Below are 19,939 nucleotides of genomic sequence, written 5' to 3'. Positions count from 1 at the left end.
GCCGCGTCAGGCCGCCTTCGCCCGCACCGCGCTGCGCTTGGCCAGTTCGATCTTGGCGATGGCGTTGCGGTGCACCTCGTCCGGCCCGTCGACGATGCGCACCGTGCGCTCGTGGGCGTAGGCCTCGGCCAGCCAGAAATCCTGGCTGATGCCGGCCGCGCCGTGGGCCTGGATGGCCCAGTCGACCACCTTGCAGCTCATGTTGGGGGCCACCACCTTGATCATCGCGATCTCGGCGCGGGCGGCCTTGTTGCCGGCCACGTCCATCTTGTGGGCAGCATTCAGGGTCAGCAGGCGGGCCTGGTCGATCATGCAGCGCGATTCGGCGATGCGCTCGGCCCAGATGCTCTGCGCGGCCAGTTCGCGGCCGAAGGCCACCCGGGTCTGCAGGCGGTCGCACATCATCTCGAGCGCTCGCTCGGCGGCGCCGATCGAGCGCATGCAGTGGTGGATGCGGCCCGGCCCGAGGCGGCCCTGGGCGATCTCGAAACCGCGCCCTTCGCCGAGCAGCATGTTGGCGACCGGCACGCGCACGTTCTCGAGCAGCACCTCCATGTGGCCATGCGGCGAATGCTCGTAGCCGAAGACGGTGAGGTGGCGCACCACGGTGACGCCCGGGGCGTCGCGCGGCACCAGGATCATCGACTGCTGGGCGTGCCGCGGGGCGTCGGGGTCGGTCTTGCCCATCACGATGAAGATGGCGCAGGTGCTGATGCCGGCGCCCGACGAGAACCACTTGCGGCCGTTGATGACGTAGTGGTCGCCGTCGCGCCGCATGCTGCACTGGATGTTGGTGGCGTCGGAGGAGGCCACCGCCGGCTCGGTCATCAGGAAGGCCGAGCGGATTTTGCCGTCCAGCAGCGGCACCAGCCACTGCGCCTTCTGCGCCTCGGTGCCGTAGCGCTCGATGGTCTCCATGTTGCCGGTATCGGGCGCCGAGCAGTTGAACACCTCGCCCGACCAGCTGACCCGGCCCATCACCTCGCACAGCGGGGCGTAGTCCAGGTTCGACAGGCCGGTGGGCGCGTGCGCGCTGTGCGGCAGGAACATGTTCCACAGGCCGGCCTCGCGCGCCTTGGGCTTGAGCTCCTCGACCAGCGCCGAGGGCTCCCAGTCCTTGCCCGCCTTCTGCTGGGCATGGCGCTCCTCGTGGTAGCGGCCTTCGTTGGGGTAGATGTGGCGGTCGAAGAACTGCGCCATGCGGTCGAGCAGTTCGCGGGTGCGGGCAGAGGGTTCGGCGATCATCGGGGCGTCTCCTGGGGAAGGGGCGGCCGGTGCGCAGGCCGCCGTGTCGGGCGCCTGCCGTGCCGGGCCAGCGGGCGATTCAACCACCCGGCCCGCTGCGGGGCGGTCGCCAACGTGACGCGATGTCAGCCTCGCGACATCCGTCCGGCCTATGCTCCGGGTTCCTGAAAGCCTAATCCAAGAGGAGCACATCATGGCTAAAGACGTCTTCGTCGTCGGCGCAGCGCGCACCGCAATCGGCACCTTCAACGGCATGCTGAAGGACACCCCCCCGATCGACCTGGCCACGCTGGCCATCAAGACCGCTCTGGAGCGCTCGGGCGCCGACGCCGGCAGCATCGGCCATGTGACGATGGGCACGGTGATCGTCACCGAGCCGCGCGACGTGTACCTGAGCCGCGTCGCCGCAGTCAACGCCGGCATCCCCAAGGAAGCCTCGGCCTACAACGTCAACCGCCTGTGCGGTTCGGGCCTGCAGGCCATCCTGCTGTCGTCGCAGGCGATCATGCTGGGCGAGGTCGAAGTGGCCGTCGGCGGCGGTGCCGAATCGATGTCGCGCGGCGCCTACCTGGTGCCGTCGGCGCGCTTCGGTGCGCGCATGGGCGACACGCAGATGCTCGACCTGATGGTCGGCGCGCTGCACGACCCCTTCCACAAGATCCACATGGGCATCACCGCCGAGAACGTCGGTGAGCAGTTCGGCATCAGCCGCCAGCAGATGGACGAGACCGCGGCCGAAAGCCACCGCCGCGCCGCCGCCGCCATCGCCGCCGGCCGCTTCAAGGACCAGATCGTCCCCGTGATGATCAAGACCCGCAAGGGCGAGGTCGCCTTCGACACCGACGAGCACGTGAAGCCCGACACCACGGTGGAATCGCTGTCCAAGATGCGCGCAGCCTTCAAGAAGGACGGCGCGGTGACGGCCGGCAACGCCTCGGGCGTGAACGACGGCGCCGGCGCGGTGATCCTGGCCAGCGGCGACGCGGTCAAGGCCCAGGGCCTCAAGCCCCTGGCGCGCCTGGTCGGCTACGCCAACACCGGCGTCGAGCCCACCATCATGGGCATCGGCCCGGTCTCGGCCACCCGCAAGGCGCTCGAGCGCACCGGCCTGTCGGTCAAGGACCTGGACGTGATCGAGGCCAACGAGGCCTTCGCCGCGCAGGCCTGCGCCGTGTCCAAGGAGCTGGGCCTCGACCCGGCCAAGGTCAACGTCAACGGCTCGGGCATCTCGCTGGGCCACCCGATCGGTGCCACCGGCGCCATCATCACCACCAAGGCGATCTACGAGCTGCACCGCACCGGCGGTCGCTACGCGCTGGTGACGATGTGCATCGGCGGCGGCCAGGGCATCGCGGCGATCTTCGAGCGTTGCTGATCCCTGCGTGCTGAGGCACGCCGCGCTGCACTAGCATCGCTCCCCAAGGCGCCCGGCTTCGTGCCGGGCGTTTTCATTTCTGGAGCGAGCCCCATGCAACTTCGACCCCTCGGCCGCTCGGGCCTGCAGGTGGCGCCGCTGGCCTTCGGCGGCAATGTGTTCGGCTGGACGGCCGATGCCGCCACCTCGTTCGCGCTGCTCGACGCCTTCGTCGACACCGGCTTCAACCTGCTGGACACCGCCGACGTGTACTCGCGCTGGGTGCCCGGCCACCAGGGCGGCGAGAGCGAGACGCTGATCGGCCAGTGGCTGGCGGCCAGCGGCAAGCGCGACCGTGTGGTGTTGGCCACCAAGGTGGGCAAGCCGATGGGCGATGGCCAGGTGGGCCTGTCGCGCCGCTACATCCGGCAGGCGGTCGAGGCCTCGCTGCGCCGGCTGCAGACCGACCGCATCGACCTGTACCAGTCGCACGACGACGACACCGACACGCCGCTCGAAGAAACACTGGGCGCCTTTGCGGAACTGATCGCCGAGGGCAAGGTGCGGGCCATCGGCGCCAGCAACTTCACGGCGCCGCGGCTCGAACAGGCGCTGGCCACCAGCGCCCGCCTCGGCCTGCCCCGCTACGAAACCCTGCAGCCGCTGTACAACCTGGTCGACCGCGCGGCCTACGAGGCCGAACTGCAGGCGGTGTGCGTGCGCCACCAGGTGGGCGTGATCAACTTCTAAGGTCTGGCGCGCGGCTTCCTCACCGGCAAGTACCGCAGCGAGGCGGATCTGGCGCAGAGTCCGCGCGGCGCCGGCGTGAAGGCCAGTTGCTTCAACGACCGCGGCTGGCGCATCCTGGCCGCACTGGACGAGGTGGCGTCCGCCTGCCGGGCCACGCCGGCCCAGGTGGCGCTGGCCTGGCAGATGCGCCAGCCCGGCATCGTGGCGCCGATTGCCAGCGCCACCTCGGTCGACCAGTGGCACGAGCTGATCGGCGCGGCACGCCTGGTGCTGGACGACGTGGCGATGGCCCGGCTGGACCAGGCCAGCGCGGTGGATGGGCCCGCCTGACTCACCCGCCGCGCCATGGGCGCGGCTGCCAGCCGGCACACCGCCGCCGGGCGACCTCGCGCCCTGCGTGCTGCTGAACCCGCAAGCGGCCGGCGGGCGGGCGGCACGCCTGCTGCCACGGGTGCAGGCGCACCTGTCGCGCCACGCGCCCGGGGCCACGCTGCAGTGCTTCCACAGTGCCGACGAGGCACTGGCCTGGCTGCGCAGCCGCCCGCGCGGCAGCCGCGTGGTGCTGGCCGGCGGCGACGGCACGGTGCACCGCATGCTGCCGGCGCTGCTGGTGCGCGGCCACCAGCTGGGCCTGCTACCCTGCGGCACCGGCAACGACACCGCCCGCGCCTTCGGCGTGCACCGGCTGGCCGCCGAGGACGCGCTCGACCTGGCGCTGCGGGCCGAGGCCCGGGCCATCGACATTGGCGAGGTGGTCTGCGGCGCGGCTTGCACGCCCTTCGTCAGCAGCCTGGCCGCCGGGTTCGATGCGGCGGTGGCGCAGCGCGCGCTGCAGGCACCGGGCTGGCTGCGCGGCCTGCCGCGCTACCTGGCCGCCACCTTCGCTGAACTGGCCGCGCTGCGCCGCTTCGGCGTCGAGGCCTGGGTCGACGGTCAGCCGCGGCCGCTGGGCGACACGCTGTTCGCGTCGACGCTGAACACCCGCAGCTATGGCAGCGGCATGCCCGCGGCGCCGGCCGCGCGCATCGACGACGGCCGGCTCGACCTGCTGGTGGCCGGGCGCTTCGGTACGGTGGGTGCCTTGGCGATGATGCCGCTGCTGCTGGCCGGGCTGCACCTGCGGCATCCACGCGTGCGGGCCCTGCCCTTCACCACGCTGCGGCTGCGCGCCGACCCGCCCCTGCCGCTGGCCGCCGATGGCGAACCCCTGCCCGACGCCACCGAACTGACGGTGCGGGTGCGGCCCGCCGCGCTGATGGCCGTGCGCCGGCCGGCCTGAGGCCGCCTGCCGGCGACGTGGCTCACCGGGTCACTTGCCGAACACCGCCTTCAGCAGCGCGCTGCCGGTGCCCACCGGGTCCTGGCGGATCTTCTTCTCTTCCTGGCCGATCATGAGGTAGAGGCCGTCCAGCGCCTTGCGCGTCACGTACTGCTGGATGGTGGCGTCCTCCTTCTTCACCAGGCCCAGGCCCGACACCTTGGCGGCCACCGAGTTGTACTTGTCGGCCAGCGAGACGCGCTCGGTGGCCGTGGTGACGATGGGCAGGAACTTCTTGCCCAATGGCTCTCGGGTCTGGCGCGAGAAGAAATCGGTCACCGAGGTCTCGCCGCCGCGCACGATGCGGGTGGCGTCCTGCAGGCTGATGCCCTTGACCGCCTCGACCAGCAGCGTCTTGGCCTCGGGCACCGCCGCCTCGGCGGCTCGGTTCATCGCGGTGACGAGTTCGTCCACCCGCTTGCCCTGGCCTGCCAGCTTGAGCAGCTTGGTGGCGTCCTTCAGGTAGCCCGGCAGGGGGATGCGCACCAGCGGGTTGCCGAGGAAGCCGTCGGGCTTGCCGAGCAGCGACACCGCGGCCTCGGCACCGCGGCCCAGTGCCTCGCGGATGCCGCTGGCGGCATCGCCCTGGCTCAGCGCCCGCGCATACAGCGGCAGCAGGCTGGAGAAGGTGGCCAATGCGATGGCCCGGGACAGTTCACGTCGTTGCATGGGGGTACTCCTGATCCACAGGCCCGATCATCGCGCGTTCCGCGGCCAGGGCGTCACGACACGCGAAGGCGGCGCAAACCGATGCCCAGCTGCCGCGGGTCGCGCGACAGGCCCAGTTGGCGCGGCGAGGCGGCATCGGGCAGGTCCAGCCGCAGGCGCAGCAGCCCGTCGGTGCCGGCCCACGCCGCCTCGGGGATGTCGAACGACAGCGTCTGCGCCGACGTCACGCGCCGTGTGCCGAGCGGCTGGCCGTTGGCATGCACGGTGACGGTCTGCGCGCCAAGGCCCTTCTGCGGCACCAGCATCGGCAGCACCTCGAGGGTCAGGTGCCGCGGCCGGTCGGTGGCGGCCAGTTGCAGGTGGATCTCGGCCACAGGGCCGTCGGACCAGGTGCCCCAGTCCTCGTGCGGGCTCCAGCCCCGGCGCGACAGGAAGGGCTGGGCCCGCCCGAAGTCGATCGTGTCGCCCAGCCGGTAAATCGGGCCGATGCCGCGGTTCCAGTGGCGCAAGGACTGGTCGATGTAGAACGCCCGGTACATCGGGCTGACCTGCGGCCGGGCGGCCAGCAGGCCGACATGGGCATAGAAGGCGGCCAGCGCGGCCACACCCGCCAGCGTGAGCAGTCGCAGCGGCCTCATACCATGTAGGTTTTCTGCGCCACCCAGGACGCCACCAGGACCACGCTCGGCGGCAGCATGGCCCACACCACCAGGTGCCGGGCGCGCGGCGAGTGGCGCAGCGCCAGACCCAGCGCCAGGAACACAGGGTACAGCGTCAACGCGTAGCGCGGCGCCGAGTGGATGCGCACCGCGGCCGGGATCAGCGTGCCGATCAGCAGGATCAGCGCCTCGGCCCGCAGGCCGCGACGGTACAGCAGCACCGCTGCCGCCAGCGACAGGCAGGCCGCGACGGCGCAGTAGCGCTCGTAGCTGCTGCCGTGCCGCAGGGCGCCATACAGCGTGGCCAGCGGATTGCCGATGCCACCGCCCCAGGACACCTGCACATGCTTGAAGGCCAGCGCGTCGCCGATCAGGTGGTGCAGGAACAGCATGTACGCGGCCAGCCCCAGCGGCACCAGCGCCAGCGCCAACACGAAGCGCTCGGTGCCATCCGCCAGCGTGGCCACGCGGCGCCAGCCGAACTGCGACAGGCCCAGCACCAGCATCGGCAGCGCGATGAAGACGCCCAGGTTGCGCGTGGCCGACAGCGCCGCGGCACACAGGCCGGCCAGCAGCCACTGGCCGCCGCGCGCCGCATGCATCACCGCCACCATCAGCAGCAGGTACAGCGATTCGGTGTAGGGCGCGCTGAAGTACAGGCTGAATGGCGAGAACGCCAGTGCCACGACCACGAAACGCGCCGTCGCGTCGTCCACCAGGCGGCGCACATGCGCGTGCAGCAGCACCAGCGCGGCCAGGAAGGCCAGGTTCACGACCAGCTGGGACGCGACCAGCATGTGCCAGCCCGTGGCCTGCATCACCAGCCGCACCAGCATCGGGAACAGCGGGAAGAACGCCCAGTTGGCAGATTCACCCGCCCCGTCGGCCGCGGGCTGGAGGTGGTAGCCGCCTTCGATCAGGTTCCAGTACCAGCCGCAATCCCAGGAGCACATCAGCCGCTCGGTGCTGCGGCCCAGGCCGAGCCGGTCGTTGGCCAGCCAGGCCATGCCCAGCACCCAGGCCCGGCTCAGCAGGCCGACGGCCAGCACCCAGGCCGCGGCCTGCCATGGCCTGTCCTGGCCGGGGGGCGACGACGGCGCTGCGGCCATCGATCAGGCGCCGCGCGCGGGCGCGTCACGCCCGGGCCGGCGCCACACCCACAGCCGGTTGATGGCGTAGAAGCCGATCGTGTACACCGCCATCGCCACCAGTTGCGCCCAGGCCGGCGGCACCCCCAGGTCGAGCAATCGCCACAGCGTGGCCAGGTTCAGCGCATAGGCCACGCCGAAGCCCGCGGCGAAGCGGACGACGGCGCCGGGCGTGACGGTGGCGCCCTCGAAGACGAAGTAGCGGTTCAGCAGCAGCGCCAGGCACAGACCGACGGCATAGCTGCCGGCGTTGGCGGCACGCGGGCCGAGCCCTGCCCCCCACAGCAGCGCCAGGAAGGCCGCATAGCCGACCGCCGTGTTGGCCAGGCCGGCCAGCAGATAGCGCACGAACTCAGCGGACAGCCCTCGCCGCGCGGCGGCGGGTGGCGTGGCCTCAGTCACGGCGCGGTTCGAGGCCCACGGTCTCGCCGACCACGTACAGCGGACGGCGCTTGACCTCGTTGTAGATGCGGCCGATGTACTCGCCGAGGATGCCCACGGTGATGAGCTGCACGCCGCCCAGGAACAGCACCGCGATGAACAGGCCCGCCCAGCCCTCCACCCAGCGGTCGGTGAACAGGCGCACGCCCAGCACGTAGACGATGCCGGCAAAGGCCAGCAGCGACGAGAGCGCGCCCAGGCCGATCGACAACTGCAGCGGCTTGGTGGAGAACGACAGCAGGCCGTCGGCGGCAAAATGGATCATCTTGCGCAGCGGGTACTTGGTCTCGCCGGCAAAGCGTTCGGCGCGCCGGTACGGCAGCGCCGTCTGCCGGAACCCCACCCAGCTGACCATGCCGCGCACGAAGCGGTCGCGCTCGGGCATCGAACGCAGCGCATCGACGACGCGGCGGCTCATCAGGCGGAAATCGCCGGTGTCGAGCGGGATGACGGTGTCCGACAGGCGGTTCAGCAGGCGGTAGAAGGCCTTGGCGGTGAACCGCTTGAAGACCGACTCGCCTTCGCGATCGGTTCGGGTGCCGTACACCACGTCGTAGCCCTCGCGCCATTTGGCGAGCATGGCCGGGATGACCTCGGGCGGGTCCTGCAGGTCGGCGTCGATCAGCACCACCGCGTCGCCCGAGGCCGCGTCGATGCCGGCCGTCACCGCGATCTGGTGGCCGAAGTTGCGGGCGAAGCTGAGGATCTTCACGCGCGGCTCGGTGGCCGCGATCTGCCGCAGCAGCGAGCAGGTGGTGTCGCGGCTGCCGTCGTCCACGAAGATCAACTCGACATCGACCTCATCGAGGCGGTCAGCCAGCGCGATCAGTTGCGTGGCGGTTTCGGCGATGACCTGTTGCTCGTTGTAACAAGGCACCACCACGGACAGCAGCGGGCGGCTGCTGCGCATGGAAGCATCCATGTTTATCCCCTGGGATTTCGTTGAGTCGAATGGGGGATTCTCGCAGAGCCGCCCCGCCCCGCAGCCGCATGGGGCAGGGCCCGTTCAGGGGGCCAAGTGATCTGCGGCAAACCATCGATGCGCGTGCTTTGCATGACAGCATGCGCAAGGCCACTCGGGCGCTGTGCCCCTGTCGGCGCCGGCGCCTATGGCGTCGCCAGCACCACCCGGCCGCGCCCGCTGCGCTTGGCCTGCAGCGCGGCATCGTCGGCGGCGCGCAGCAGTTGCTCGGGCGCGATCCACTCGCCCGCGGCCGTGTCGGCCACACCGGCCGAGAAGCTCAGTTGGGTGAGCCGGCCAGCGTCCAGGTCGAAGGTCTGCGCGCGCCAGGCCTTCAGCATCGCCGCCAGCTTGCGACGCGCCATCGCCGCGGCGGTGCGTGGCATCAGCAGGCAGAACTCCTCGCCGCCGTAGCGGCAGGCCACGTCGCTGCGGCGCAGGTGCACCGCCAGCAGGGCGCCGAAGGCGCTCAGCACCCGGTCGCCGGCCAGGTGGCCATGGCGGTCGTTCACCGCCTTGAAGTGGTCGAGGTCGACGATGACCACCGACAGCGGCAGCCGGTCGCGCTGCGCCAGCAGGAACATCGGGCCCAGCACCTCGTTCATGTGGCGGCGGTTGTACAGGCCGGTGAGTGGGTCGCGCAGCGCCTGCTGCTGCAGTTCCAACTGCAGCGCCTGCACCTCGGCCACCCGGGCCGAGAGCTGCCGGTTGATGGCCGACAGCGCCTCGCGGGCGCGTTCACTGGCCTGCCGGCGGGCGTCGATCTCCTCGTGGCGGCGCTGCGCGCGCATCAATTCGGTCTGCAGCGAGGCCGCCTGCTGCCGCGCCCGCGAGGCCATCGCCGAGCGCGCCAGGTGCGCCAGCTGCCATTCGCGCAAGGCGTGCACCGCGCCGCTCGGGTCGCCCTGCAACTGGCACAGGTCGGCACGCAGTTGCCACGCCATGCAGCGCGCGCGCAGGCTGATGCCCTCGCGGGTCAATGGATCCAGCCGGGCCAGGTGACCGAGCGCGTCGTCGAGGCGGCCGGCGCAGCGCGCCGCCTCGGCCTCGGCCACGGCCAGTTCGATGTGCGTGTCCGGCAGGCCGTCGACGTCGACGGCCGCACGCGCGCGCTGCAGCAGGTCGCTGCCCAACGCCACGTCGCCCGCCCTCAGTGCGGCGATGGCCAGGCTCTCGAACGACATGTCCTGGACACCGAGGCCGACGGCGTCGTCGCGCATCGCGAGAAGCTCATGGATCACCGGCAGGGCGTCGGCCGCGCGGCCGACGTCGGTCAGGCTTTGCACCCGGTTGATCAGCAGCGCCGCGTGGAAGAGCGGCGTGTTCATCGTCGCGCAGCGGCGCAGGCCCTCTTCGACATAGGCCAGCGCCTCGTCCTGGTCGCCCAGCAGGCACAACTCGTGGGCCAGGTTGCAGTACAGCACCGTGTCGAAGCCGTGGCCGCGGGCGGGCCCGGCTTCGCGCAGCGCCTGGTACATGTAGCCGAAGGCCTCGTCGGGCCGCCCCATCACCGAACAGCACCCGGCGATGCTGTTGAGCAGCATGCCGCGTTCCTCGTGGCGCAGCAGGGCCATGCCGCGGTCGCGCAGCGGCAGCACGATGTCCAGCGCCTCGTGCAGGCGCCCCTGCCGCCAGGTGCAGCGGGCCACGCCGACATCGGCCAGCATCTGCCCGCGTTCGTCGCCCAGGCGGGCGAAGCCGCGCCGCGCGGCGCGGAACTCGCGCAGCGCCACCGGCATCGGGCCATAGCGCATGTGATGGTAGGCCTGCGCCAACCGTGCCCAGGCCACGGCCGACGCGTCGCCCAGCCGGTCGCCCATGGCCAGCGCCCGCTCGGCCAGGGCCAGGCTCTGCGCCGAATCGCGGTACTGCAAGCGCCAGGCCCGGCGGGCCAGCCGCAGCGCCGGCCCGGCGCGCGACGGTGGGGGCGGTGCCGGCATGACGTCGGTGGTCACGACTCGCCCCACACCTCGCGCGCCACCTGCACCACGCGCTCGAGCTTGCGCCACTGGTCGTCCTGCGACAGCGCATTGCCGTGGTGGGTGCTCGAGAAGCCGCACTGCGGCGACAGGCACAGCTGCGCCAGCGGCACCACCCGCGCGGCCTCGTCGATGCGGCGCCTCAGGTCGTCGGCGCTTTCCAGATCACCCTGCTTGGTGGTCACCAGGCCCAGCACCACCTTCTTGCCGGCCGGCAGGTGACGCAGCGGCTCGAAGCCGCCGGCGCGGGCCGAGTCGAATTCCATGAACCAGCCGTCGACGTCGGTGGAGAACATGGCCTCGACCACGGGGTCGTAGCCGCCCTCGGCCACCCAGGCGCTCTTGAAGTTGCCGCGGCAGGTGTGGATGGTGACGGCCATGTCGGCGGGGCGGTCGCGCAGCGCGGCGTTGATGACCTCGGCATAGCGCCGCGGCAGCCGGTCGGGGTCGTCGCCGTTGGCGATGCAGTTCTGGCGGATCTTCGGGTCGCAGAGGTAGGCGAAGGTGATGTCGTCGAGCTGCAGGTAGCGGCAGCCCGCGGCGGCGAGGTGGCCGATGGCCTGGCGGTAGGCGGCGGCCACGTCGTCCCAGAACTCGTCGAGATCGGGGTAGGCGCTGCGCGAGATGGCCGCGCGCCCGCCGCGCAGGTGCAGCATCGACGGCGACGGGATGGTCATCTTCGGCAAGCGCGTGGTCACCGACTTCAGGAACGCAAAGTGATCGACCATGATCGGCCGGCTGCAGGCCACGCGGCCGGTGACCGACGCGATGGGCGGTTGTTCGCCCTGCCCGGCCACGGTGAACTTCTGGCCGGCATTCTCGGTGAGCGTGACACCGTCGAGCTGCGACAGGAAATCGAGGTGCCACCAGTCGCGGCGAAACTCGCCGTCGGTGACGGCACGCAGGCCCAGGGCCTCCTGCCGGCGCACGGCGGCCCGCACCGCGTCGTCCTCTATCGCGCGCAAGGCCTCGGCGGCCAGTTCGCCACGGCGCCAGCGCTGTCGCGCCTGCGACAGCTCGGCAGGCCGCAGCAGGCTGCCCACCTGGTCGGCACGGAACGGGGGACGGCTCATCGTTGGCTCGCGCGGCGGTGGACAGGCCCGCATCATCGCGCCGGGCTCAGGGTCCCCACCATCCGTGCCGCCCCTGAGGCGGTGCAGAATCGTTCGCACCCTTTCTCCGAGGCCCCACCGATGAACGCCCCCCTGCCCTTGCCTGCGCTGGACGAGATCCGCGCCCATGAGCGCGAAATGGTCGACATCCGCCGCCAGATCCACTCGAACCCGGAACTGGCCTACGAGGAGAACGCCACCGCCGACCTCGTGGCCGAGAGGCTGGCGCGCTGGGGCTACGAGGTGCACCGCGGACTGGGCGGCACCGGCGTGGTGGGCACGCTGCGCGCCGGCACGTCCAACCGGCGCATCGGCCTGCGTGCCGACATGGACGCGCTGCCCATCCTCGAGACCAGTGGCAAGCCCTGGGCCAGCAAGGTGTTCGGCAAGATGCACGCCTGCGGCCACGACGGCCACACGGCCATGCTCTTGGCTGCGGCGCGCCACCTGGCCGCCACCAGGCGCTTTGACGGCATCCTGCACCTGGTGTTCCAGCCCGCCGAAGAAGGCCAGGCCGGCGCCAAGCGCATGCTGGACGAAGGCTTCCTCGACCTGTTCCCTTGCGAGGCCATGTTCGGCATGCACAACATGCCGGGGCGCGCCGAGGGCAAGTTCGTCGCCGTGCCGGGCTTTGCGATGGCCAGTTCCGACACCGCCATCATCAAGGTGCGCGGCAAGGGCGGCCACGGCGCGATGCCGCAGACCGCCATCGACCCGGTGGTGGCCGCGTCCAGCATCGTGATGGCGCTGCAGTCCATCGTCTCGCGCAACGTGCCGCCGCTCGAGGTGGGCATCGTCACCGTCGGCGCCTTCCTGGCCGGCGAGGCGGCCAACGTGATCCCCAACGAGGCCGAACTGCGCCTGACCGTGCGCGCCTTCAAGCCCGAGGTGCGCGACCTGCTCGAGCGCCGCATCACCGAGATCGCCCACGCGCAGGCCGCCGTCTACGGCGCCACCGCCGAGGTCGAGTACGACCGACGTTACCCGTGCCTGTACAACCACCCGGCGCAGACCGCCTTCTGTGAGCAGGTGGTGCGCGACTGGCTGGGCGACGACGGCCTGATCGACAAGGTGGAGCCCGTCACGGGCAGCGAGGACTTTGCGTTCTTCCTCGAGAAGGTGCCGGGCTGCTACGTCTTCATCGGCAACGGCGTCGGCGAGCAGGGCGGTTGCATGGTGCACAACCCCGGCTACGACTTCAACGACCGGGTGCTGCCCACCGGGGCAAGCTACTGGGTGCGGCTGGCCGAAACCTACCTGAAAGCCGCGTGATGAGGGCCGCCTGATCGGGCAGGCGGCTGCCCGACGGCATGGCATCGACGATAAGCCGGGCGATCCCTCGCCAGGCCCATCGTCGCGGGCTCACAGCGGCGGGATGCGCAGCATCTGGCCCGGGTAGATCTTGTCCGGGTGCGACAACATCGGCTTGTTGGCCTCGAAGATCACCGGGTACTTGTTGGCGTCGCCGTAGAACGCCTTGGCGATCTTCGACAGGTTGTCGCCGGACACCACGGTGTGCCACTTCGATTCGTCCTGCGGCGTGTTCACCGTCATCAGGTCATTGACCGCCGTGACGCCTGCCACGTTGCCGCAGCACAGCAGCACCTTTTCCTTGGTGGCCTGGTCGTCGACCGTGCCGGCCACGGTGACGGACGCATCGCTGCCGTCGAAGCTGACGTCCAGCCCACTGACCGACAGGCCCTGGGCGCCGATGTAGTCGGCGATCGCGCTGGCGGCGGCCTTGTTGGCGGCCTCCTGGTTCTCGGGCGAGGGCGACGCAGCAGCCGCCTCCTGGGCGGCCTTGGCCTCGCCCCGGTTGAACAGCTTCTCGCCGGCTTCCTTGATGAACGACATCAGACCCATGGGGAACTCCTCGTGGTGGGTGGTTGGAACCTTGTGTCCCATGCTAGCTCAGCAGGGGCGGCAGTCGCCCATCCCTTCGGCCAGTGGGGCGGGCCGGCACGCCGGCGCTCAAGCCCGCACGGTCGGCGGCCGATAACCCGGTCAACCCCCTTGACCCCGCCGCTCCGTGCCCAACGATCCGTTTCCCCGCCGCGTCCGCCGCCGCTGCCCGTCCTGCGGTCATGCGCTCAGGCGCGTGCCGAGGCTGCCCGAGGACCGACTGGCCGACGACGGCACCCCCGCGCACCGCTACCGCTGCCGGGCCGCCACCTGTGGCTGGGAAGGCCTGATCGAGCGCGGCGCCCTCGCGGCCGCGCCACCAGCGCCCGAGCCGGCCCCGCGGCACCGCCTGCGCCAGGCCACCTGGGCCTTGGCGGGCCTGGCCGGCGTGGCCCTGGCGGCCGTGGTGGTCAACGCCGCGTCGCACCGGCAGGGCCCGTCGGCGCGCGGCAGCGGCCCCGTCGTGGCCCAGGGCGTCAGCCACGATGGCGACGCGCTGCCCGCCGATCACCCGATGCTGGCCCTGGTCGACGAGGCCGTCCCCGCACCCGCCTCGTCGCCCGACCCGGCCCTGGCCCTGCGCCAGCGCTGCGCCTGGGGCCAGCCGGGCCGCAGTCCCTACAAGGGCACGGTCGAACAGGCACTGAACGCCGCCCGCCTGCCGGCACCGCTGGTGCAGCAGGTGGCCGCCAAGATCCGCGCGCACGACGTGAGCGATCGCGTGGCCATCTCCAACGCCACCATCCGGGCCGAGGCCAGCGGCCGCGAGTACGACCCAAAAGCCGTGGTCATGACCTATGGCCGCACGCTGTGCATGGCCACCCAGGTCAACTTCAAGGCCGGCCACACCGAGCGGGCCGACCTGTACGTGGTCTCGGACGACGCCGGCAAGCGCTACTCGGTGATGGTGCCCGACGTGTGCGGCAATGTCTCGGTGCTGGCCGAACGCGGCAAGTCGCTGCCGGTGGCGGTGCTGGCGGCCGCCCAGGCCCTGGCCGACGCCAAGCCGCTGCGCCTGGCCGGCGATCCGAAGGCCGGCGACCTGCTGCAGACGCTGGGCCTGCGCGATACGAGCGCGGCGCGCGAAGTGCCCGAGCCCGGGTCGCTGCCGATGGTGGCACTGGCCTTGGCCGCGCTGGCCTGGTCGCTGCGGCGGCGTCGCACGGGCCGGTAGCCCGACGACGCACCGCCGCCGACACGCCGGCGGCCGCGGCCCTCAGCCCCCCGGCCGCCCCGCCACCAGCGGCACCACGTTGACGTCGTGCCCGCTGGCGCCGAAGGCCTGCTCGCGCAGCAGCGCCAGTTGATCGCGCACCCGCGCCGCCTTCTCGAACTCGAGATTGCGGGCGTGGTCGAGCATCTGCTTCTCGAGCAGCTTGATGCGCTTGGCCAGGTCCTTCTCGCTCATGGCCTCGACCTCGGCCGCCTCGACCATGCCGCGCAGCTTGGTCTTGTCGTCCTGCGCGCTGACCACGCCGTCGATCATCTCGCGCACTTCCTTGCGCACGCTGCGCGGGGTGATGCCCTGCTCGAGGTTGTGCGCCGTCTGCTTGGTGCGGCGCCGCTCGGTCTCGCCGATGGCCTGGCGCATCGAGTCGGTCATGCGGTCGGCATACAGGATGGCGCGGCCGTTGAGGTGCCGCGCGGCGCGACCGATGGTCTGGATCAGGCTGCGCTCGCTGCGCAGGAAGCCTTCCTTGTCGGCATCCAGGATGGCCACCAGCGACACCTCGGGGATGTCCAGCCCCTCGCGCAGCAGGTTGATGCCCACCAGCACGTCGAACACGCCCAGGCGCAGGTCGCGGATGATCTCCACCCGCTCCACCGTGTCGACATCGGAGTGCAGGTAGCGCACCTTGACGCCGTTGTCGGTGAGGTAGTCGGTCAGCTGCTCGGCCATGCGCTTGGTCAGCGTGGTGATCAGCACCCGCTCGCCGATGACCGCACGGTCGCGGATCTCCTGCAGCACATCGTCCACCTGGTGCGTGGCCGGCCGCACCTCCACCATCGGGTCGACCAGCCCGGTGGGGCGCACCAGCTGCTCGACCACCGCGCCGGCGTGCTGCTGCTCGTAGTTGCCCGGCGTGGCCGAGACGAACACCGCCTGGCGCATCTTGCCCTCGAACTCGTCGAACTTCAGCGGCCGGTTGTCCAGCGCGCTGGGCAGGCGGAAGCCGTACTCCACCAGCGTGGTCTTGCGCGCGCGGTCGCCGTTGTACATGCCGCCGAACTGGCCGATCAGCACGTGGCTCTCGTCGAGGAACATGATCGAGTCGGGCGGCATGTAGTCCACCAGCGTCGGTGGCGGGTCGCCCGGGCGGGCGCCCGACAGGTGGCGGGTGTAGTTCTCGATGCCCTTGCAGTGGCCCACCTCCACCATCATCTCCAGGTCGAAGCGCGTGCGCTGCTCGAGCCGCTGCGCCTCGACCAGCTTGCCGGCCTTGACGAACTCGTCCAGCCGCTCTCGCAGCTCGATCTTGATGGTCTCCACCGCCGCCAGCACGCGCTCGCGCGGCGTCACGTAGTGGCTCGAGGGGTAGATCGTGAAGCGCGGCACCTTCTGGCGGATGCGGCCGGTCAGCGGGTCGAGCAGGCTCAGGGCCTCGATCTCGTCGTCGAACAGCTCCAGCCGCACCGCCAGCTCGCTGTGCTCGGCCGGGAAGACGTCGATGGTGTCGCCGCGCACGCGGAAGCTGCCGCGCGAGAAATCGGTCTCGTTGCGGGTGTACTGCATGCGGATCAGCTGCGCGATCACGTCGCGCTGGCCGATCTTGTCGCCCACCCGCAGGATGAAGCGCATCTGCGTGTAGTCCTCGGGCTTGCCGATGCCGTAGATCGCGCTCACCGAGGCCACGATCACCGTGTCGCGGCGCTCCAGCACGCTCTTGGTGGCGGACAGGCGCATCTGCTCGATGTGCTCGTTGATCGACGAGTCCTTCTCGATGAACAGGTCGCGCTGCGGCACGTAGGCCTCGGGCTGGTAGTAGTCGTAATAGCTGACGAAATACTCGACCGCGTTCTTCGGGAAGAACTCGCGGAACTCGCTGTACAGCTGCGCCGCCAGCGTCTTGTTCGGTGCGAAGACGATCGCCGGCCGGCCCAGCCGGGCGATCACGTTGGCCATCGTGAAGGTCTTGCCCGAGCCGGTGACGCCCAGCAGCGTCTGGTAGGCCAGGCCGTCCTCGATGCCCTCGACGAGCTGGTCGATCGCCTGGGGCTGGTCGCCGGCGGGCGCATACGGCTGGAACAGCTGGAACGGCGAGTCGGGGTAGCTCACGAACTCGCCTTTCGGCGGGGCGTCCGGGTCGACTTCGGCGATGGCGGTCATGGGGTATCCCTGGGCGACTAAAATCGGGGCGCCTCGGCGGTCTTGCCGGTGCGCGGTCCAACCCGACAGCGTATCGCAGCCCTGCCTGGCCTGCAGCCCACCCCCCCGACTGGACCAACCGTCCACAACCCCCGGCTGCTGCCACCGCACTGACAGGAAGCACTCGCAATGACGCTCTTCGCCGCCGTCGACATGGCCCCGCGCGACCCGATCCTGGGTCTGAACGAACAATTCAACGCCGACACCAACCCGGCCAAGGTCAACCTGGGCGTCGGTGTCTATTTCGGTGAGGACGGCAAGCTCCCGCTGCTGGCCTGCGTGAAGGCCGCCGAACGGCAGCTCACCGACGCCGCCAAGCCGCGGGGCTACCTGCCCATCGACGGCATCGCCGCCTACGACAAGGCGGTGCAGGGTCTGGTGTTCGGCGCCGACAGCGAGGTGCTCAAGGCCGGCCGCGTGGCCACGGTGCAGGCCCTCGGCGGCACCGGCGGTCTGAAGGTGGGCGCCGATTTCCTGAAGAAGCTCAACCCCGCCGCCAAGGTGCTGATCAGCGACCCGAGCTGGGAGAACCACCGCGCGCTCTTCACCAACGCCGGCTTCCCGGTCGAGACCTACGCCTACTACGACGCCGAAAAGCTGGGCGTGCGCTTCGACGCCATGCTGGCCGACCTGAAGTCCGCGCCGGCCGGCACCATCGTCGTGCTGCACGCCTGCTGCCACAACCCCACCGGCTACGACATCACGCCCGAGCAGTGGACGCAGGTCATCGCGGCCTGCCAGGCCGGCAGCCTGGTGCCCTTCCTCGACATGGCCTACCAGGGCTTCGGCGACGGCATCGCCGAAGACGGCGCGGTGGTGCAGCAGTTCCTGGCCTCGGGCCTCGACTTCTTCGTCTCGACCTCGTTCTCGAAGAGCTTCTCGCTGTACGGCGAGCGCGTCGGTGCGCTCAGCGTCGTGTGCTCGACCAAGGACGAGGCGGCGCGCGTGCTGTCGCAGCTGAAGATCGCCATCCGCACCAACTACTCCAACCCGCCCACGCACGGCGCCCAGGTGGTGGCCACCGTGCTCGACACGCCCGAGTTGCGCAAGATGTGGGAAGAAGAGCTCGCCGGCATGCGCCAGCGCATCAAGCAGATGCGCACGCTGCTGGCCGAGAAACTGGTGGCCGCGGGCGTGAAGAGAGACTTCAGCTTCATCGTGCGCCAGCGCGGCATGTTCAGCTACTCGGGCCTGTCGGCACCCCAGATGCAGCGGCTGCGCAGCGAGTTTGGTGTCTACGGCGTCGATTCGGGTCGCATCTGCGTGGCGGCCCTCAACACGCGCAACATCGACGGCGTCGTGTCCGCCATCGCGAAGGTGCTTTGACCTGCTCAATGCCCTCTTTCACACAAAAGCCCGGCCCTGGCCGGGCTTTGTGCGTTCTGGCGCCGCAACTTGTCGCCCTGGCGACAGCAAGGATCGATCCGAGGGACCCTAGTACGTGTTTTTCCGTAATGACGGATTCGCGTGCAAAGCCACCATGCAAGCGTTAACATCGGTTAATTGCTGCACTGCACAAATTTAGTGTCTGCCTGTCAGGTCTTGTTCAGTCGCGCTGTCACATGATGCGCCACTGAAGTCGACCGCACTCAACCCGGAGTCACCCCATGCTTTATCAGCTGTACGAGACCCAACGCGCCCTGATGGCACCGTTCTCCGAGTTCGCCAGCGCTTCGGCCAAGCTGTACAACCACCCGCTGTCGCCGTTCACGCACATCCCGCTGGCGCAGCGGCTCTCCGCCAGCTTCGACCTGATGCACCGCCTGGCCAAGGACTACGAAAAGCCCGAGTTCGGCATCCGCACCGCCACCGTCGAAGGCATCGAGGTGGCCGTGCAGGAGCAGGTGCCCATCACCAAGCCGTTCTGCCGGCTGCTGCGCTTCAAGCGCTTCACCGACGACGCCAAGGCGCTGGAAGTCATGAAGACCCAGCCCACCGTGCTGGTGGTGGCGCCGCTGTCGGGCCACCATTCCACGCTGTTGCGCGACACCGTCAAGGCCCTGCTGCACGACCACAAGGTGCTGATCACCGACTGGACGGATGCGCGCACCGTGCCTGCCGAGGTGGGCCCCTTCCACCTCAATGACTACGTGGCCTACGTGCAGGAGTTCATCCGCTACCTGGGCCCCGAGGTGAACGTGATCTCGGTGTGCCAGCCCACGGTGCCGGTGCTGGCCGCCGTGTCGGTGATGGCCACGCACGGCGAGTTCACGCCGCGCACGCTGACGATGATGGGCGGCCCCATCGACGCCCGCAAGTCGCCCACGTCGGTGAACAACCTGGCGATGAACAAGAGCTACAGCTGGTTCGAGAACAACGTCATCTACCGGGTGCCGCCGAACTTCGTCGGCGCCGGGCGCCGCGTGTACCCGGGCTTCATGCAGCACACCGGCTTCGTCGCGATGAACCCCGACCGCCACGTCAGCTCGCACTACGACTACTTCCAGGACCTGATCCGCGGCGACGACGACTCCACCGAGGCCCACCGCCAGTTCTACGACGAGTACAACGCCGTGCTGGACATGCCGGCCGAGTACTACCTCGAGACCATCAAGACGGTGTTCCAGGACTTCGCACTGGTCAATGGCACCTGGGACGTCGACGGCACCCTGGTGCGGCCGCAAGACATCACCACCAGCGCGCTGCTCACCGTCGAGGGCGAACTCGACGACATCTCCGGCGCCGGCCAGACCAAGGCGGCGCACGGGCTGTGCACCGGCATCCCGAAGGAACGCCAGTTCCATTACGACGTCGCTGGTGCCGGCCACTACGGCATCTTCTCCGGCCGCCGCTGGCGCGAGATGGTGTACCCGGAGGTCAAGGCCTTCATCAAGCGCTTCAACGAGCCCGGCAACAAGCGCGACCTCGAGCCGGCCACCCGTCGGCTGAGCGCCAACGCCGACGTGGCCGCGGCACCCAAGGCCAAGGCCCGCGCCAAGGTTGCTGCCAAGGCCACCTCGATGGCCAGCGCCAAGACGGGCACCAAGGCCGTCGCCCAGGCCAAGCCGCGCACCCGGAAGGGATGATCCGGCCG

The 19,939-nt window shown here is 70.3% G+C and carries 16 protein-coding genes and 1 pseudogene; 7 read left to right on the top strand and 10 right to left on the bottom strand.

What is annotated here, in order from left to right; genetic code table 11:
• Nucleotides 1-6 precede the first annotated feature (6 nt).
• Nucleotides 7-1,245 carry an acyl-CoA dehydrogenase family protein gene (locus EOINJALH_RS18015; RefSeq protein WP_088282572.1) on the bottom strand — a complete coding sequence of 413 codons (1,239 nt, stop codon included), beginning with the start codon at nucleotides 1,243-1,245 and terminating at the stop codon, nucleotides 7-9.
• A 193-nt stretch (nucleotides 1,246-1,438) separates the two neighbouring features.
• Between EOINJALH_RS18015 and EOINJALH_RS18010 the strand changes: the two genes are divergently transcribed.
• From EOINJALH_RS18010 to EOINJALH_RS18000, 3 genes and pseudogenes are all read left to right on the top strand, one after another.
• Nucleotides 1,439-2,620, top strand: a complete 1,182-nt coding sequence (locus EOINJALH_RS18010) for an acetyl-CoA C-acyltransferase family protein (RefSeq protein WP_404872774.1) — start codon at nucleotides 1,439-1,441, stop codon at nucleotides 2,618-2,620.
• 93 nt (nucleotides 2,621-2,713) lie between these two features.
• Nucleotides 2,714-3,679, top strand: a pseudogene (locus EOINJALH_RS18005) (aldo/keto reductase).
• Between the two features lie 67 nt (nucleotides 3,680-3,746).
• Nucleotides 3,747-4,628 (top strand): diacylglycerol kinase family protein, encoded by an 882-nt coding sequence (locus EOINJALH_RS18000; RefSeq protein WP_158219805.1) that lies wholly within the window; start codon nucleotides 3,747-3,749, stop codon nucleotides 4,626-4,628.
• A 30-nt stretch (nucleotides 4,629-4,658) separates the two neighbouring features.
• Here the strand turns inward: EOINJALH_RS18000 and EOINJALH_RS17995 are convergent, their stop codons facing one another.
• The 7 genes from EOINJALH_RS17995 to EOINJALH_RS17965 form a co-directional block, all read right to left on the bottom strand.
• Nucleotides 4,659-5,336, bottom strand: coding sequence for a DUF4197 domain-containing protein (locus EOINJALH_RS17995; protein ID WP_088282568.1), 678 nt, complete (start codon nucleotides 5,334-5,336; stop codon nucleotides 4,659-4,661).
• A 53-nt stretch (nucleotides 5,337-5,389) separates the two neighbouring features.
• Nucleotides 5,390-5,974, bottom strand: coding sequence for a DUF7024 domain-containing protein (locus EOINJALH_RS17990; RefSeq protein WP_088282566.1), 585 nt, complete (start codon nucleotides 5,972-5,974; stop codon nucleotides 5,390-5,392).
• A complete protein-coding gene (locus EOINJALH_RS17985; protein WP_088282564.1) occupies nucleotides 5,971-7,104 on the bottom strand; it encodes a mannosyltransferase family protein in 1,134 nt (377 codons plus the stop codon). The genes EOINJALH_RS17990 and EOINJALH_RS17985 overlap by 4 nt, the downstream gene beginning before the upstream one ends.
• Nucleotides 7,105-7,107: 3 nt before the next feature.
• Entirely contained in the window at nucleotides 7,108-7,545 is a 438-nt protein-coding gene (locus EOINJALH_RS17980) for a GtrA family protein (RefSeq protein WP_088282562.1), read from the bottom strand.
• Complete coding sequence (locus EOINJALH_RS17975; RefSeq protein ID WP_234413912.1) at nucleotides 7,538-8,494, bottom strand: glycosyltransferase family 2 protein; 957 nt, start codon at nucleotides 8,492-8,494, stop codon at nucleotides 7,538-7,540. The genes EOINJALH_RS17980 and EOINJALH_RS17975 overlap by 8 nt, the downstream gene beginning before the upstream one ends.
• A 197-nt stretch (nucleotides 8,495-8,691) precedes the next feature.
• On the bottom strand, nucleotides 8,692-10,500 hold the full coding sequence (locus EOINJALH_RS17970; protein ID WP_234413911.1) for a GGDEF domain-containing protein: 1,809 nt from the start codon (nucleotides 10,498-10,500) through the stop codon (nucleotides 8,692-8,694).
• Entirely contained in the window at nucleotides 10,497-11,597 is a 1,101-nt protein-coding gene (locus EOINJALH_RS17965; protein ID WP_088282556.1) for a 5-methyltetrahydropteroyltriglutamate--homocysteine S-methyltransferase, read from the bottom strand. The genes EOINJALH_RS17970 and EOINJALH_RS17965 overlap by 4 nt, the downstream gene beginning before the upstream one ends.
• Nucleotides 11,598-11,717: 120 nt before the next feature.
• Between EOINJALH_RS17965 and EOINJALH_RS17960 the strand changes: the two genes are divergently transcribed.
• Nucleotides 11,718-12,908: a M20 aminoacylase family protein gene (locus tag EOINJALH_RS17960; RefSeq protein WP_088282554.1), complete on the top strand. Its 1,191-nt coding sequence runs from the start codon at nucleotides 11,718-11,720 to the stop codon at nucleotides 12,906-12,908.
• Between the two features lie 90 nt (nucleotides 12,909-12,998).
• Here the strand turns inward: EOINJALH_RS17960 and lysM are convergent, their stop codons facing one another.
• Nucleotides 12,999-13,499: a peptidoglycan-binding protein LysM gene (gene lysM, locus EOINJALH_RS17955; protein ID WP_088282552.1), complete on the bottom strand. Its 501-nt coding sequence runs from the start codon at nucleotides 13,497-13,499 to the stop codon at nucleotides 12,999-13,001.
• Between the two features lie 235 nt (nucleotides 13,500-13,734).
• On the opposite strand from lysM, the gene EOINJALH_RS17950 reads away from it, so the two are divergent.
• Nucleotides 13,735-14,712: a PEP-CTERM sorting domain-containing protein gene (locus EOINJALH_RS17950; protein ID WP_088282549.1), complete on the top strand. Its 978-nt coding sequence runs from the start codon at nucleotides 13,735-13,737 to the stop codon at nucleotides 14,710-14,712.
• A 42-nt stretch (nucleotides 14,713-14,754) separates the two neighbouring features.
• Here EOINJALH_RS17950 and uvrB read toward each other — a convergent pair whose 3' ends face one another.
• Nucleotides 14,755-16,866, bottom strand: coding sequence for an excinuclease ABC subunit UvrB (gene uvrB / locus EOINJALH_RS17945; protein ID WP_088282547.1), 2,112 nt, complete (start codon nucleotides 16,864-16,866; stop codon nucleotides 14,755-14,757).
• Nucleotides 16,867-17,034: 168 nt separating this feature from the next.
• On the opposite strand from uvrB, the gene EOINJALH_RS17940 reads away from it, so the two are divergent.
• Nucleotides 17,035-18,231, top strand: coding sequence for an amino acid aminotransferase (locus EOINJALH_RS17940; protein ID WP_088282545.1), 1,197 nt, complete (start codon nucleotides 17,035-17,037; stop codon nucleotides 18,229-18,231).
• Between the two features lie 281 nt (nucleotides 18,232-18,512).
• The gene (locus EOINJALH_RS17935) at nucleotides 18,513-19,931 is read left to right on the top strand and encodes a polyhydroxyalkanoate depolymerase (RefSeq protein ID WP_088282543.1); all 1,419 of its coding nucleotides are present in this window, start codon (nucleotides 18,513-18,515) and stop codon (nucleotides 19,929-19,931) included.
• The last annotated feature ends 8 nt before the right edge of the window (nucleotides 19,932-19,939 follow it).

Origin of the sequence: Ideonella sp. A 288, assembly GCF_002198735.1 — a bacterium.
Lineage (GTDB): Bacteria > Pseudomonadota > Gammaproteobacteria > Burkholderiales > Burkholderiaceae_C > Pseudaquabacterium.
Note: the sequence above shows the minus strand (reverse complement) of the source record. Positions and strands in the feature narration are given on the sequence as shown.